We start from the raw sequence: 15,571 nt of genomic DNA, 5'->3' as shown, positions 1-15,571 counted from the left end.
TTCGGGAGTCAGACACCGAAGGTGGCGTGGTGGCGTGGTGTGTGGGTTTGGGGTGGAGGGCTGTGTCTATCGGGGGGTGTCTGACTCCCGAAGGGTGTCAGACACCGAGGTGAACGGTATGACCAGGCGCCAGCTCACCGCGCGGCGCTTGCCTTACACCCCCAGATACCGCGCCAGCTGCCCCGGATCCGCGGCCAGGGCGGGGCTGGCGCCCTGGTGCACGATGCGGCCTTTTTCCATGACCAGGCATCGGTCGGTATGGGACAGCACGGCGCGGTAATTGCGGTCCACAATCAGTGTCGATATGCCCGACTCGCGTATTGACGCAACGATGCGCCATATCTCGGCAACGATCAGCGGGGCCAGTCCCTCGGTGGCCTCGTCCAGTATCAGCACGTCGGGGTTGGTCGTCAGCGCGCGGCCGATGGCCAGCATTTGCTGTTCGCCGCCCGAAAGCTGTTGCCCGCCGTGATCCAGGCGCTCTGCCAGGCGCGGGAACGTTTCCAGCACCCGGTCGTATGTCCAGTCGCACTGGCCGCGCCTGCCGGGGCGCGCGGCGACCTGCAGATTCTCGCGCACGCTGAGGTTGGGGAATATGCCGCGCCCTTCGGGCACATAGGCCACGCCCAGTTGGGCGATGGCGTGCGGCTGCGCGCGCGTGCAGTCGCGCCCGCCCACCGTGAGCCGGCCGTGGCGGCTGCGCACGTGGCCCATCAGCGTGCGGATCAGTGTGGTCTTGCCCATGCCGTTGCGGCCGACCAGGCCCACCGATTCGCCGGGGGCGATGCGCAGGTCGACGCCGCGCAGCACGTGGCTGGCCCCATAGTAGCTGTGCAGGCCGCTGGCATCGATCAGTGCGTGCATGCTTCGTCCCCCAGGTAGGCTTGCTGCACTTGCGGGTTCGCGCGGATCTGCGCAGGCGTGCCGCAAGCGATGGCGGCGCCGTTGACCATGACGGTGATCAGGTCGGCATTGCCGAACACGGCGTCCATGTCGTGCTCGACCAGCAGGATGGCATGCTCGGATTTCAGCGACTGCAGCAGCGACAGCATGCGCTCGGTTTCCTCGGCCCCCATGCCCGCCAGGGGCTCGTCCAGCAACAGTACTTGCGGCCTGCCTGCCAGGCACATGGCGATCTCGAGCTGGCGCTTGTGCCCATGCGGCAGCAGGCCCGCCTGTACCTGCGCGCTGGCCTCCAGCCCGGTGCGGTGCAGGGCGTGCCGGGCGGCCTCGGCGCTTTGCGCGCAGTCGGCGGCGCGCCGCCACCAATGCCAGAAGCGTTGGCGTGCCGCCTGCGCGGCCAGGCGACAGTTCTCATACACCGTCAGCGTGGGAAATATGGTCGAGCGCTGATAGCTGCGGCCCAGGCCGCCCCGCGCGCGCTGGGGCTGCGTCCATGCGGTGACGTCGCGGCCTTGCAGCCACACCTGGCCGGCGCTGGCGTGCAGCTCGCCCGACAGGATGTTGATCAGTGTGGATTTGCCTGCGCCGTTGGTGCCGATCACTGCATGCACCTCGCCGCGTCGCAGTTCCAGCGATACGTCATTGACGGCGACCAGGCCGCCGAAGCGGCGCGTGATGCCGCGTGCGAACAACATGGCGTCAGGCATGCGGCTCTCCGGACAAGGGCAGGGACGATGGCGCATCTTCGGCCTGCAAAGGGGGCGCGGCCGCGGCGTTGCGGCGGGCGTCGCGCCTTGCCCGCCATTGGCCGGGCATGCCGGCCAGCCCGTCGGGCAGCAGCGCCACCAGGGCGATGATGGACAGCCCCAGCGACAAGTGCCAGTGCTGAGCGTAATCGCCAAACAGCACTTGCGACTGGAACAGTTCCTGCAGCAGTATCAGTGCGGCCGCGCCCAGCACCGCGCCGCCCAGCCGGCCCATGCCGCCGAGAATGACCATCAGCAGCACCAGGCCCGATTGTTCCCAGGCCAGCAGCTCGGGGGTCACGAAACCGTCTTTCAGGGCGTACAGGAACCCCGCCAGCCCCGCCAGCGATGCGCCCACGACATAGGCGGCAAGTTTGTAAGGGTAGGTGGAATAGCCCGCCGCCCGCATGCGCTGTTCGTTGATCCGTATGCCGGCCAGCGCGGCGCCAAAGGGCGAGCGTTGCAGCATGGCCAGGAAGGCCCATGTCGCAGCCAGGCAGCACAGGACGAACAGGTAATAGACAAGCGGTTCATCCAGGTCGAAGGGGCTGACCCCGCCCAGGCTGAGTTGTGGACGGAAGTACAGATAGATGCCGTCGCTGCCGCCGCCTACGTCGGTGTCGTGGAACACGTAATACGCCATCTGCGCGAAGGCCAGCGTCACCATGATGAAATACACGCCGCGCGTGCGCAGCGCCAGCGCGCCCGTCAGCAGCGCGTAGAGCGCGGCGCCGAGCACTGCGGCGCCCAGCAGCCACAACAGGCCGGCGGCTTCGCCTTCGGGCGACAATAGCGCCGCGGCGTAGGCGCCGATGCCGAAGAACGCGGCATGCCCCAGGCTGACGAGTCCCGCGCCGCCCACCAGCAGCTGCAGGCTGAGCGCGAAGATGGCGTAGATCATGATCTTTACCGCCAGCCCCGTGTAGTAGTCGAAGCCCAGCAGCGGAAACACCGCGAGCGCGGCCAGTACGGCGATGGGAATCAGTTTGCGCAGCTTGCTCATTGCCTAGCCCTGTTTGAACAGCCCTTCGGGCTTGCACAGCAATATCACCGCCATCAGCAGGTACACCAGCACGCCGGCCGCGGCCGGAAACAGCACCTGCCCGAATGTTTCTACCGTGCCTACCAGCATGGCGGCCAGGAACGCGCCGCGGATGGAGCCGATGCCGCCGATCACGACCACCACGAAGCAGACGATCAGCACGCTATGGCCCATGCCGGGATAAACCGACGACACCGGGGCTGCGATGCTGCCGGCCAGCGCGGCCAGGGCCACGCCGGCGGCGAACACGATGCGGTACAGGCGGTTGATGTCGATGCCCAGCGAACCGATCATCTCTCGGTTACTGGCGCCCGCCCGCACCATCATGCCCAGGCGCGTACGCGTGATCACCCAATACAGCAGCAGGGCGACGACGATGCCCACCGCAGAGATGAACAGCCGGTAGACCGGATAGGTCATGACCCCGCCCAGCGATACCGTGCCCGACAGCCAGGACGGCATCGGCACGCCGTGCACGTCATTGCCCACCAGCAGGCTGCGCACTTCTTCAAACACCAGTATCAGCCCGTAGGTCATCAGCACCTGCTGCAGGTGGTCGCGACGGTACAGATAGCTGAAGAACGCTGCTTCCAGCAAGTAGCCCAACACCGCCGCGAGCAGCACGCACAGCGCCAGGGTTGCGATGAAGCCGCCGCCCAGCCAGCGGTCGACCAGGGGCGACAGGCCGAACGCCATGTATGCCCCTATCATGTAGAAGCTGCCGTGGGCCAGGTTGATGATGCCCATGATGCCGAATATCAGCGTAAGGCCGCTGGCCACCAGGAACAGCAGCAAGCCGTGCTGCAATGCGTTCAGGCACTGGATGAGGAAAATGCTGGCGTCCATGTCGGCCTCGCGCAGGCGTCAGAGCTTGCAGCCCCGAGCGGGGTCGGCCAGTTCGGGCACCGCGATGTCCACCATCTTGTTTTCCAGCCCGGCCACCTGGCGCAGGTAAATATTCTGCACCGGGTTGCCGGCGCGCGACAGGGTGAACGTGCCGCGCGGGCTGTCGATGGTGGCGCCGCGCATGGCCGCGTGCAGCTTGTCTTTGTCCGACACATCGCCCTGAACCGCCTGCAGGCCGGCCTGCAGCAATTGCGCAGCATCGTAGCCCTGCACCGCATATACATCGGGCGGCAGGTTGTCGTAGGCCTTGGTATACGCCTCGCGGAAGGCGGTGTCGCGCGGGGACCCCAACCCATCGGCGTAGTGCAGCGTCGTAAGCAGGCCCTGCGCGGCGTCGCCCTGCGCCTTGAGCGTGCCGTCGGTAAGAAAGCCGGTGCCGTACAGCGGAATGCTCTTGCCCAGGCCGGACGCGTGGTAGTCCTGCACGAACTTCACCGCCCCGCCGCCGGCAAAGAACGCAAACACCATATCCGGCTTGATGGACGCGATCTCGGTCAGCAGCGGCTGGAACTCAACATTGGGAAACGGCAGCGTCAGGTCTTTGACGATCTTGCCGCCGGCCTTCTCGAATCCTTCGCGAAAGCCGTTCATCTGTTCTTCGCCCGCCGCATATTTCCACGTGATGGTGACGGCGGTCTTGTGCCCCTTGGTCGCCGCTACGGGGCCCATGGCATAGCCGGGCTGCCAGTTCGAGAACGACGTGCGGAAGATGCCCGGCCCGCACATGGGCCCCGTGATGGCGTCGGCGCCTGCGTTCGTGACCAGCAGGGTGGTGTTGCTGGCCTTGGCCGCCTTGGCCAGCGCCATCGCCACGCCCGAATGCACGGTGCCCACCAGCACGTCCACCTGGTCGCGCTTGATCAGCCGGTTGGCGTTTTCCGACGCCTTGGCGGGGTTGGATTCATCATCGACCTTGAAGTATTCCAGTTCCCGGCCGCCCAGCTTGCCGCCTTGCTCGGCCACGTACAGCTTGAAGCCGTTCTCGATGGCGTTGCCCAGAGCGGCATACGTGCCGCTGTAGGGCAGCATGAATCCGACCTTGATCTTGTCGGCCGCCGCGGCGCCGCCGGCGGCCAGGGCCAGGGCGCCGGCGAGCAGGGCGCGGTTCAGGGCATTGTGCATGGTCTGTCTCCTCGTTATGTTGGCTGGCCGTGGGCTCAGCCGGGTCGGTTCAGGCTGTCGACGAAGCCGGCGACGGCCGTGATCACCTGGTCGGGCTGGTCTTTGTGCGGCGAATGTCCGCAGTCGCCCAATTCCATCAGCTGCGCGTGGGGCAGCGCGCGCTTGATGCCGCGTATTTGCTCCAGCGTGCCGTATTCGTCGTCCAGCCCCTGCAGCGCCAGCACCGGGCAGCGGATGCGGGGCAGATCCGTGCGTATATCCCAGGCGCGGAACGCTGGATCCAGCCAGATGTCGTTCCACCCCCAGAAGGCCGAATCCACATCGGCGTGGTAGCGGGCCAGCCGCGCGCGCAGACCGGACTCCAGGTAGGCGCGCCGGGCCAGTTCAATGCTTGCGATGCTGATGTCTTCCACGAAGATATGCGGCGCCGCGGCAATCACGCCGCACACGTTGTCGGGGTGCATCGCCGCGTACAGCAGGGCGATAGAGCCGCCGTCGCTGTGGCCATAAAGCACCGGCCGGTCGCGCGCCGCATCGATGCCCAGCGCGTCGAACAGCGCCGGCAGCACCTCGCGCGCCTGGTCGTGCATGAAGCTCACGGGCCACTTCTCGCCTGCGGCGCGTGGCGTCGACTGACCGTAGCCGTAGCGCGAAAACACCAGGCCGCGGCAGCCCGCCGCCTCGCACGCGCGTTGGGGCCAGTCTTTCCACATGCTTGCCGAGCCCAGCCCCTCATGCAGGAACACAAGCAAGGGAGCCTGGCGGCGTTCGGGCGCGATCCACCGGTATTCCAGGCGCAGGCTGCGGCCCAGCGCGCGCAGTTCCGCCCAGGCGGGCGCATCGGCAAGCAAGGCGGTCGTCATAGCGAGGCCGCCTCCATCTGCCGCAGCCGGAACCGCTGGATCTTGCCCGTGGCGGTCTTGGGCAGCTCTTCCGTGAAGTTGATCTGGCGCGGATACTTGAATGGCGCCAGGTGCTGCTTCACATACTGCTGCAAGGCGGCGCCAGTGTCATCGCTGGGCGTATAGCCGGGCCGCAGCACGACATAGGCCTTGGTCTTGACCAGGCCGTCGTGGTCGGGCACGCCGATCACCGCGGCCTCCAGCACGGCTTCGTGCTGGATCAGCACGTTCTCGACCTCTACCGGCGACACATACTGGCCGCTGACCTTGATCATGTCGTCGCTGCGTCCGGCATAGGTGTAGTAGCCGTCGGCGTCGCATACGTACTTGTCGCCGCTCTTGAGCCATTCGCCCTGGAAGCACTGGCGCGATTTGTCGCGATTGTTCCAGTACATCAGCGCCGCGCTGGGGCCCTTGATGTACAGGTCGCCGATCACATCCGCGGGCACCGGCCGGCCGTCCTCGTCGCGCAGCTGCACTTCGTATCCCGGCACCGGCTTGCCGGTGGTGCCATAGCGCAATTGGCCGGGCTGGTTCGACAGGAAGATATGCAGCATTTCGGTAGATCCGATGCCGTCGAGGATGTCGCAACCGAAATGACGCTTGAAGCGTTCGCCGATGTCGCGGGGCAGCGCCTCGCCGGCGGACGTACAGACGCGCAGCGCCACCTGTTCGCGCGAAGGCAGGTCGGGGCTGGCCAGCATGCTCGCATACAGGGTGGGCACGCCGTAGAAGACGGTGGGGCGGTGTTGCACCAGGCGCTGGAATACCGCTTGCGGCGTGGGCCGTTCGCCCATCACGACCACTGTGGCGCCGACCGACAGCGGAAAGCTCAATCCATTGCCAAGGCCGTACGCGAAAAACAGCTTGGCCGCCGAGAACACCACGTCATCTTCGCGGATGCCCAGTACCGGCTTGGCGTAGAGTTCCACGGTGTGCCACAGGTTGCCGTGCGTGTGCACCACGCCCTTGGGCTTGCCGGTGGACCCGGACGAATACAGCCAGAAGGCAATCTCGTCAGCCAGCGTGCGTACGGCCGGGGCCAGCGGCGCGGCGGCCAGCAGGTTTTCGAATTCGTGCGCGTGCGCCGGCAATTCGCCGGCCGGCCGCGCCACGATCATGTGTTCGATTTCGTGCGGGCCCTTGGCCATTGCGGCATGCAGCGTATCCAGCAGCGCTCCCGACACGATCGCGGCGCGCGCCCGGCAATGGTCGGCAATGTAGGCATAGTCGTCCGCCGTCAGCAGCGTGTTCACCGCCACGGGCACCACGCCGGCGTGCAGGGCGCCCAGGAACGCCACCGGCCAGTCCACGCTGTCGTGCATCAACAGCAGCACGCGCTCTTCGCGCCGCAGGCCCAGCTGGCGCAGCGCGCCGGCAAAACGCGCCACGCGCTCGGCCAGTTCGCCGTATGTCAGGGTGCGGATGTCGTCGATGTAGGCCGGCTTGGATGCGCGTGGCGCATTGAGCGCGGCCAGGTGGCTGGCGAAGTTCAGTTCAAGGGGGCAGGGTGGCATGTCTTGTCTCCCGTATGTTCTCTTGGTGTCGTCCGGGTCGGCTAGGAAGCCTGGCCCATCGGGCCGGCCAGGGCCTGCAGGCGTTCGGGCGCTGCCTGCACGGCGGTGCGGCGGTGATAGAACGACAAGGCGCGCAAGCCGCCCAGTTCTTCTCCGCCTCCGGCGCGGCCGGGGCCGCCGTGCAGCGATTGCGGCATGACATTGCCATGGCCGGTATGGGTCTTTGCGGCTTCGGGGCTGACCCAGTGCAGTCGTCCATGGCTGTCGGCCAGCTCGTGTGCGCTGCGCGCAAAGAAGGCGGAATCGTCGCTGTATATCGATGCCACGAGCGAGCCCTGGCCGCGCCGCGCCAGGTCAAGGGCATGCTCGGCGTCGCGGTAGGGCATCAGCGTGGCCACCGGGCCGAAGACCTCGAGCTGGTGCGCCAAAGGGTGGGTGTCGGGCTCCGGGGCGCCCAGCAGCCAGGGCGCCACGCATGCGGCCACCTTCGGATCGGCGTCGATCAGCCGGACCGCGTCGCCATTGAACAACACCTGGCTGTGCGCGCGCAGGGCCTGGATGCCGGACTGCACGTCGTCATGCTGCCGCCTGCTCACCAACGAGCCCATGCGCACGTCCGGGTGGCGCGGATCCCCCACCGTGACAGCGGCCAGTTCCGCCGCGATGGCCTGCGCCGCCCGCTCATATGCCTCCTGCGGCACGAGAATGCGCCGGATGGCGGTGCACTTCTGGCCCGACTTGATGGTGATTTCACGCACCACCTCGCGCACCATCGCATCGAAGGCCGGTCCGCCCGAGGCGGCATCGGGGCCGAGCAATGCGCAGTTCAGGCTGTCGGTTTCGGCGTTCATCCGCACGCCATCGTGCGTGACCCGCCGGTGGGCGCGCAGCAATGCAGCGGTATCCGACGAGCCGGTGAACGACAGCAGGTCGCCGGGCGCCAGCGCGTCCAGCAACCCGGGATGGCTTGCGCACACCAGGCTGAGCGCGCCCTGCGGCAATATCGCGGCGGCCAGTACGTCGGCCACCATTTCGTGCGCAAGCCAGGCCGTCGCCGTGGCCGGCTTCACAACAATGGGCACGCCGGAAAGCAGCGCGGGCGCTGCCTTTTCCCACAGGCCCCACGATGGAAAATTGAACGCGTTGATCAGCAGGGCCAGGCCGCGCGCCGGCGTGCTGATGTGCTGCACGGCGTAGGCATTGTCACGCGCCAGCGCCACGGGCTCACCGTCGGCCATCATCGCCTGCCCGGACAGGCGCGCGCCGAGCCGGGCGTAGTACGACAGGGTGTAGATGCCGCCATCGATGTCTATCGAGGAATCCTGTCGCACCGTTCCCGAATTGCGCATAGCGATGTCGAAGTACTTGTCGCGATTGGCTTGCAGCACTTCGGCCACGCGCGCCAGCAGGGCGGCGCGGTCGGCGTATGTCAGCGCGCGCAGCGCGTGGCCGCCATGGCGGCGCGCCCATTCGAAGCCGGCGGCCAGGTCCAGCCCGGCGCTGTCCGCGCGCGCCAGGGCGGCGCCCGACAGCGGATCGCGCAGCGTGGCGCCCGGGCCATTGCCTGCCGCCCACTGGCCGGCCAGGAAATTTTCAAGTTCAAGCATGCCGGTGTCCTGTGCGCGCGTCAGGGGCGCGTGAATTCAATCGCGCCGCCGGGCAGCAGGTACAGCACCAGCGCCTGCCCGCCCGTCACCGTGGGGCTGTGGGCGCTGCCGGGCCCATACACCAGCCAGCCCGCGCCGTGCCCGTCAAAGCGGGCGCCGTCCGACAGCGGCATGATCAGATCGATTTCGCCATGGGGGTGGCTGTGATGGGGGCCGGCCAGGCTGTCCATGTCCACCACGTCCACCGAGAACCCGTGCAGACTTTCATCGGCCTTGATGACCCGCCCGTAGCGGATGCCCGCGCCTTCGCGCGCACACATCCATCCATCGGCCACGCCCTGCCGGCAGGCGTCGAATACGTCGCGGTACAGCGCGCTGTCCGGGCCGATGTCGCGATTCAGCCGGGCCTGTAGGGCGTCGTCCAGGGGCAGGCCGGCAATCGGAGCAGTGATGTCGCGCATCAACTGCACAAAAGATGCGGGCGTACTCATGTTTGTCTCGTCCTTTACACTGTCCGCCGCGCCTGGTACGGCGCATGCAATGCAATGCTTATCTATGATGGCGCTCGCGTATTACGGGCCGCCTGAACAGAAAAATAGTGCTTCACAGCCTAAGCGTCAAGCACTATAGTGCATAAAACTGCGAAAGTCAGGGTTTCCTCGGAGTTCAAACAGCATGATCCAAGCGCTAGACAAGGAATCGCCAGAAACCCGCCGCGAGCCGTTTCTGGTGGCTCTGGGCGAACGGGTCCGGCGCCTGCGCGCCATTCGCGGCATGACGCGCAAGAGCCTGTCGCAGGCCACGGGGGTGTCCGAGCGGCATCTTGCCAATCTGGAACATGGCGTCGGCAATGCTTCAATACTGGTGTTGCTGCAGATCGCCCGCGCATTCAACTGCGCCCTGGCCGAACTGGTGGGCGACGTCACCACCGAATCGCCCGACTGGCTGCTGATCCGCGAACTGCTCAGCGGACGCACCGAGTCGGACTTGCAACGCGCGCGCGAAGCCCTGGTGCAATTGTTCGGCGTGGGCGGCGGCGCCCAGCGGCCCAACCGCTTCCAGCGCGTCGCGCTGATCGGCCTGCGCGGCGCCGGCAAGTCCACGCTGGGCCAGATGCTGGCCGATGACCTGGGCTATCCGTTCGTCGAGCTCAACCGTGAAATCGAAAGAGTGGCCGGCTGCAGCATCCTTGAAATCCACGCGCTGTATGGGCCCAATGCCTACCGGCGCTACGAACGGCGCGCGCTCGAAGAGGCGGTGCAGATCTATCCCGAAATGGTGCTGGCAACGCCGGGCGGCCTGGTATCCGAACCGGCCACCCTGAACCTGCTGCTGACGCATTGCTACACCGTGTGGCTGCGCGCGACGCCCGACGAGCATATGTCGCGCGTCATGGCGCAGGGCGATTTCCGGCCCATGTCGGGTAACAACGAAGCCATGGCCGATCTCAAGCGTATCCTGGCCGGACGCGAAGCCTTCTACGCCAAGGCCGACCTTACCTGGGACACCAGCAATATCAGCTTGCAGGAAAGCTTCGGCGGCCTGCGTACCAGTGTGCGCAAGGCTTGCGGCCTGCCGCTCTGATCTGCATTTTTATGCATCGCCCGCTTGACGGGCGTTTTTTTGTGCACTAATCTGCACTTTAATTCATTAACTGCAGTATTGTTCATATGCAGGAGACAAGCATGAGCAGCTCCGCCCCCCGCGTGGATTTCCAGACGGACCCCAGCCGCTACCGGCACTGGAAGCTGAGTTTTGATGGCGCAATCGCCACACTGGCGATGGACGTGGATGAAAACGGCGGGCTGCGGCCCGGCTACAAGCTGAAGCTGAACTCTTACGACCTGGGGGTGGACATTGAGCTGCACGATGCGCTGCAGCGCATCCGCTTCGAGCATCCCGAAGTTCGCACCGTCGTGATCACCAGCCTGAAAGACCGCGTGTTCTGCTCGGGCGCCAACATCTTCATGCTGGGGCTGTCGTCGCATGCCTGGAAGGTGAACTTCTGCAAGTTCACCAACGAAACGCGCAACGGCATCGAAGATTCGAGCCGGCACAGCGGCCTGAAGTTCGTGGCGGCGCTCAATGGCGCCTGCGCGGGCGGGGGCTACGAGCTGGCGCTGGCTTGCGACGAGATCTTCCTGGTGGATGACCGTTCTTCGGCGGTGGCTTTGCCCGAGGTTCCGCTGCTGGGCGTGTTGCCCGGCACCGGCGGACTGACCCGCGTTACCGACAAGCGCCGCGTGCGGCACGACCTGGCCGACATTTTCTGCACGCTGGTAGAAGGCGTGCGCGGCCAGCGCGCCAAGGATTGGCGCCTGGTGGACCATGTGGTCAAGCCTGCCCAGTTCGATGCGGCGGTGCGCGCGCGCGCCGCCGCGCTTGCCGAACAGAGCGATCGCCCGGCGCACGCGCGCGGCGTCAGCCTGACGCCGCTGTCGCGCACCATTGCCGATGACCGGTTGTCGTACCAGCATGTACAGGTGACGCTGGACCGCTCGCGCCGGCTGGCCACCTGGACAATACGCGGCCCGCAAAGCGAGGTAGAGCAGGACATCGATGCCATTGTTGAAGCCGGCGCGGCGTGGTGGCCCCTGCAGATGGCGCGCGAACTGGATGACGCGATCCTGAACCTGCGCGCCAACGAACCGGACCTGGGAACGTGGGTGTTCAAGACCGAAGGGGATATTGCGCGAGTGCTGGACGCCGACGCCGCGCTGCAGCAGCACGCCGACCACTGGTTCGTGCGCGAGACTGCCGGGCTGTTGCGGCGCACGCTGGCGCGGCTGGACGTGACGTCGCGGTCGATCTTCGCGCTGATCGAACCGGGCTCGTGCTTTGCCGGCACCTTGTTCGAACTGGCGCTGGCCGCCGACCGCATCTACATGCTGGACGATGAAGACGCCGACGCGCCCGCGCAGATCGTCGTCAGCGACCGCAACTTCGGCGCGTATCCGCTGTTGAACGGCCAGACCCGCCTGCAGCGGCGGTTTTATGAAGAAACACTGCCGCTGGAAGCCGTGCGGGCGGCGGCCGGACAGCCGCTGCCCGCTGCGCGCGCGCTCGAACTGGGCCTGGTGACCTTCGCGCCCGACAGCATCGATTGGGATGACGAAGTGCGTCTGGCCCTGGAAGAACGGCGCGCCCTGTCGCCGGACGCCCTGACCGGCCTGGAGGCCAACCTGCGCTTCGGCGGACGCGAAAGCATGGAAACGCGCATCTTCGGCCGTTTGACGGCATGGCAGAACTGGATTTTCAACCGTCCCAATGCGGCCGGCGAAAAAGGCGCTTTGAAGCTATATGGCAAAGGCGAGCAGGCCGCGTTCGACTGGAACCGCGTCTAGCGCCGGCTGGTGTTTCCGGAACCGCCCGGGCGGGCCGCAGGGGCCGCCCCACCAAGGAGAGAGAGCAGACATGTCAGGCATCAACTACACGGACAAAATCCCCAACAACGTCAACCTGTCGGGCGACCGCGCGCTGCAACGCGCGCTGGAGCACTGGCAACCCAACTACCTGCAATGGTGGCAGGACATGGGCCCGGACGGCTCGCACGATTTTGATGTCTATCTGCGCACGGCGGTCAGCGTCGAGCCCGACGGCTGGGCGCACTTTGATTACGTCAAGATGCCCGACTACCGCTGGGGCATCTTCCTGGCCCCGCAGGACGGGCAGCGCAAGATCCACTTTGGCGAGAACCTGGGCCGGGACGTATGGCAGGACGTGCCTGGCGAGCATCGCGCCAACCTGCGCCGCATCATCGTGACGCAAGGCGACACCGAGCCCGCGTCCATCGAGCAGCAGCGCCACCTGGGCATGACGGCGCCGTCGCAGTATGACCTGCGCAATCTTTTCCAGATCAATGTGGAAGAGGGCAGGCACCTGTGGGCCATGGTTTATCTGCTGCACCGGTACTTCGGCCGCGACGGGCGCGAAGAGGCCGACGCGCTGCTCGAGCGCAGTTCGGGCGACGCCGACAACCCGCGCATCCTGGGGGCGTTCAACGAGAGAACGCCCGACTGGCTGGCGTTCTATATGTTCACGTACTTTACCGACCGGGACGGCAAGTTCCAGCTGTGTGCGCTGGCCGAATCCGGCTTTGACCCGCTGGCGCGCACAACCAAGTTCATGCTGACGGAAGAAGCGCACCACATGTTTGTGGGCGAGTCGGGCGTGTCGCGCATCATCCAGCGCACCTGCGAAGTGATGAAGCAGCTCAAGACCGACGATCCGGCCACCGTGCGCGCCGCCGGAGTGATCGACCTGCCGACCATCCAGCGCTATTTGAATTTTCACTACAGCGTCACCATCGATCTGTTCGGCGCCGACCAGTCTTCCAACGCAGCCATTTTCTACAGCTCGGGCCTGAAAGGCCGCTACGAGGAAAGCAAGCGCAATGACGACCACCAGCTCAAGAACGACACCTACCGCGTGTTGACTGTGGACGGCGGGCGGCTGCGCGAAGTGGAGGTGCCCATGCTCAACGCGTTGAACGAGGTGCTGCGCGATGACTTCATCCGCGATTCGAACGCGGGCGTGGGGCGCTGGAACAAGGTTATCGAGAAGAGCGGGTTGCCGTTCCGGCTGACGGTGCCGCACAAGGCGTTCAACCGCCAGATCGGCACGCTGGCAGGCATACGCGTGTCGCCCGAAGGCGATGTGCTTTCCGAAGAGCAATGGCAGGCAAACAGCCACAAGTGGCTGCCCACCGCGCAAGACAGGGCTTTCGTGGCTTCGCTGATGGGGCGGGTGGCAGAGCCGGGCAAGTTCGCCAATTGGATCGCGCCGCCGGTAATGGGGGTGAACCGCCAGCCGGTGAATTTCGAGTATGTGCGTTTCAACTAGCGCATGCGCGTCACGATAGGAGCCCGGCCATGAATGCGCGCTTGCCGCCCGAAGTGCTCAGGCAGCATCTCATCGACCCCGAGGTCTGCATCCGCTGCAATACGTGCGAGGAAACTTGCCCTATTGATGCCATTACCCACGATGGCAACAACTATGTGGTCGACCCGGATATCTGCAATGGCTGCATGGCCTGCGTGCCGCCTTGCCCCACCGGGTCGATCGACAATTGGCGGCTGGTGCCGCGCGCGCAGGCGTACAGTTTGCAGGAGCAGTTCGGCTGGGATGAGCTGCCCGCAGAGAAGCCGCTGCCGGCGGACGCGGCGGGCGAGCCCGCGCAGGTAGCGGCGATTGCAGACGGGGACGTTACCGGGGCCGTGGTGGCGGCGCCGGCAGCGGGGGCTGCGGTGCCGCCCTGGTCGGCCGCGCACCCGTATGTAAACCTGTACACGCACAAGGCGCCGGCCGTCGCCACGGTGGTGGGCAATTATCGCGTGACGGACGAGGACACGGACAGCGACATTCACCACATTGTGCTGGATTTCGGCAATGTGCCGTTTCCCGTGCTGGAAGGCCAGTCGATCGGGATCCTGCCGCCGGGAACCGATGCGCAGGGCCGCGCGCATCACGCTCGCCAGTATTCGCTGGCCAGTCCGCGCGACGGCGAACGCGCGGGCTACAACAACCTGTCGCTGACGGTAAAGCGCGTAACGCATGATCATGCCGGACAGCCGGTGCATGGCGTATGCTCGAACTATCTGTGCGACCTCGCCCGCAACGATACGGTGCGGGTGATCGGGCCTTTCGGGCATACGTTTTTGATGCCCAATCATGCCGGTGCGAACCTGATGATGATCTGTACGGGCACGGGTTCGGCGCCGATGCGGGCGATGACGGAACGCTATCGGCGCCGGATCGCGCGTGGCACCAACGGGCGCCTGATGCTGTTTTTCGGGGCGCGCACGCAGCGCGAGCTGCCGTATTTCGGGCCGTTGATGAAGTTGCCGCGTGACTTTATCGATATCAATCTGGCGCTGTCGCGCGAGCCGCGGCAGCCGCGCCGCTATGTGCAGGATCTTATCCGTGAGCGCGCCGGCGATGTCCGCGATTTGCTGGCCGACCCGGATACTTGCATTTATGTATGCGGGTTGAAGGGCATGGAAGCGGGGGTGCTGGAGGCGTTGCGGGATGTGGTGGTGCAAGGCGGGCAGGATTGGACTATCCTGCATGATGTGTTGCGCCGCGAAGGGCGGCTGCACTTCGAGACGTATTAGCCCCGTAGGGCGCGGCCCGGCGCCCGGCTACCCTGTGACGTTCAGGCGTGCCACGGCACGCCGTTCTTTTTTGAGAAGTTCATCATGAAGTTCGCGGAATTCAAGGAAGGGATGATCATTCACGGCGGCCCTGTGGTGGTGACCGAGGCCGAGATTCTGACGTTTGCACGCCAGTACGATCCGCAATGGTTCCATACTGATGTAGAGCGCGCGAAGCAAGGCCGCTGGGGCGGGTTGATTGCCAGTGGCTGGCATACCTGTGCGCTGGCGATGCGGCTGGCTGTGGAAGCGGCGCTGCATGATTCCGAGTCTTTCGGCTCGCCGGGGCTGGGGCAGGTGCGCTGGCGCGTGCCGGTGCGGCCGGGCGATACGCTGCGGTTGCGGGCGCGTGTGCAAGGGGTGCGCCGCTCTACGACGCGCGATGACCTGGGGATTATTTCGTGGGCGTGGGTGGTGATCAACCAGCATGATGAAGCGGTGCTGGAGCTGGACGCCACGAGCTTGTTCGATTTGAGCTGATCGCCCCAGGCCGTTGTTCGGTTCTTCGTCAGGTGTCTGACTCCCGAAGGGTGTCTGACACCGGGACATCGGCAGTAACCCGGAACGTTGTTCGGTTCTGGCGCCGCGTCAGGTGTCTGACTCCCGAAGGGTGTCTGACACCGAGACATCAGCAATAACCCGGGACGTTGTTCGGTTCCGGCGTCGCCGTCAGG

The 15,571-nt window shown here is 65.9% G+C and carries 14 protein-coding genes; 5 read left to right on the top strand and 9 right to left on the bottom strand.

Translation table 11 applies throughout. The features are described 5' to 3' along the window. Positions 1-153: 153 nt before the first annotated feature. Genes CAL18_RS13155 through CAL18_RS13115 form a run of 9 tightly spaced genes read right to left on the bottom strand, consistent with a single transcriptional unit; the run spans position 154 to position 9,236 of the window. Positions 154-864, bottom strand: a complete 711-nt coding sequence (locus CAL18_RS13155; protein WP_026640030.1) for an ABC transporter ATP-binding protein — start codon at positions 862-864, stop codon at positions 154-156. After that, a complete protein-coding gene (locus CAL18_RS13150) occupies positions 852-1,610 on the bottom strand; it encodes an ABC transporter ATP-binding protein (RefSeq protein WP_026640031.1) in 759 nt (252 codons plus the stop codon). Before CAL18_RS13150 ends, CAL18_RS13155 begins: the two co-directional genes overlap by 13 nt. Beyond that, on the bottom strand, positions 1,603-2,652 hold the full coding sequence (locus CAL18_RS13145; RefSeq protein ID WP_170940347.1) for a branched-chain amino acid ABC transporter permease: 1,050 nt from the start codon (positions 2,650-2,652) through the stop codon (positions 1,603-1,605). The genes CAL18_RS13150 and CAL18_RS13145 overlap by 8 nt, the downstream gene beginning before the upstream one ends. Positions 2,653-2,655: 3 nt before the next feature. Next, positions 2,656-3,537, bottom strand: coding sequence for a branched-chain amino acid ABC transporter permease (locus tag CAL18_RS13140; RefSeq protein WP_026640033.1), 882 nt, complete (start codon positions 3,535-3,537; stop codon positions 2,656-2,658). Between the two features lie 18 nt (positions 3,538-3,555). Continuing rightward, complete coding sequence (locus tag CAL18_RS13135) at positions 3,556-4,719, bottom strand: ABC transporter substrate-binding protein (RefSeq protein ID WP_026640034.1); 1,164 nt, start codon at positions 4,717-4,719, stop codon at positions 3,556-3,558. A gap of 35 nt (positions 4,720-4,754) precedes the next feature. Then, positions 4,755-5,582 (bottom strand): alpha/beta fold hydrolase, encoded by an 828-nt coding sequence (locus CAL18_RS13130; protein WP_026640035.1) that lies wholly within the window; start codon positions 5,580-5,582, stop codon positions 4,755-4,757. Then, complete coding sequence (locus tag CAL18_RS13125; RefSeq protein WP_094818027.1) at positions 5,579-7,138, bottom strand: benzoate-CoA ligase family protein; 1,560 nt, start codon at positions 7,136-7,138, stop codon at positions 5,579-5,581. Before CAL18_RS13125 ends, CAL18_RS13130 begins: the two co-directional genes overlap by 4 nt. 41 nt (positions 7,139-7,179) lie before the next feature. Next, the gene (locus CAL18_RS13120; protein ID WP_094818026.1) at positions 7,180-8,745 is read right to left on the bottom strand and encodes a 3,4-dehydroadipyl-CoA semialdehyde dehydrogenase; all 1,566 of its coding nucleotides are present in this window, start codon (positions 8,743-8,745) and stop codon (positions 7,180-7,182) included. 20 nt (positions 8,746-8,765) lie between these two features. Beyond that, entirely contained in the window at positions 8,766-9,236 is a 471-nt protein-coding gene (locus CAL18_RS13115; protein ID WP_026640038.1) for a DUF4863 family protein, read from the bottom strand. A gap of 184 nt (positions 9,237-9,420) precedes the next feature. On the opposite strand from CAL18_RS13115, the gene CAL18_RS13110 reads away from it, so the two are divergent. From CAL18_RS13110 to CAL18_RS13090, 5 genes are all read left to right on the top strand, one after another. Next, positions 9,421-10,329 carry a helix-turn-helix transcriptional regulator gene (locus tag CAL18_RS13110; RefSeq protein WP_026640039.1) on the top strand — a complete coding sequence of 303 codons (909 nt, stop codon included), beginning with the start codon at positions 9,421-9,423 and terminating at the stop codon, positions 10,327-10,329. A 101-nt stretch (positions 10,330-10,430) separates the two neighbouring features. Next, on the top strand, positions 10,431-12,089 hold the full coding sequence (gene boxC, locus CAL18_RS13105) for a 2,3-epoxybenzoyl-CoA dihydrolase (protein WP_094818025.1): 1,659 nt from the start codon (positions 10,431-10,433) through the stop codon (positions 12,087-12,089). A gap of 70 nt (positions 12,090-12,159) precedes the next feature. Then, a complete protein-coding gene (boxB, locus tag CAL18_RS13100; RefSeq protein ID WP_026640041.1) occupies positions 12,160-13,587 on the top strand; it encodes a benzoyl-CoA 2,3-epoxidase subunit BoxB in 1,428 nt (475 codons plus the stop codon). Positions 13,588-13,616: 29 nt separating this feature from the next. Beyond that, a complete protein-coding gene (boxA, locus tag CAL18_RS13095; RefSeq protein ID WP_094818024.1) occupies positions 13,617-14,858 on the top strand; it encodes a benzoyl-CoA 2,3-epoxidase subunit BoxA in 1,242 nt (413 codons plus the stop codon). A gap of 84 nt (positions 14,859-14,942) precedes the next feature. Continuing rightward, positions 14,943-15,377, top strand: a complete 435-nt coding sequence (locus tag CAL18_RS13090) for a MaoC family dehydratase (protein WP_026640043.1) — start codon at positions 14,943-14,945, stop codon at positions 15,375-15,377. The last annotated feature ends 194 nt before the right edge of the window (positions 15,378-15,571 follow it).

Source organism: Bordetella genomosp. 7, assembly GCF_002261415.1.
In the GTDB taxonomy this organism is placed as follows: Bacteria; Pseudomonadota; Gammaproteobacteria; order Burkholderiales; family Burkholderiaceae_B; genus Bordetella_A.
Note: the sequence above shows the minus strand (reverse complement) of the source record. Positions and strands in the feature narration are given on the sequence as shown.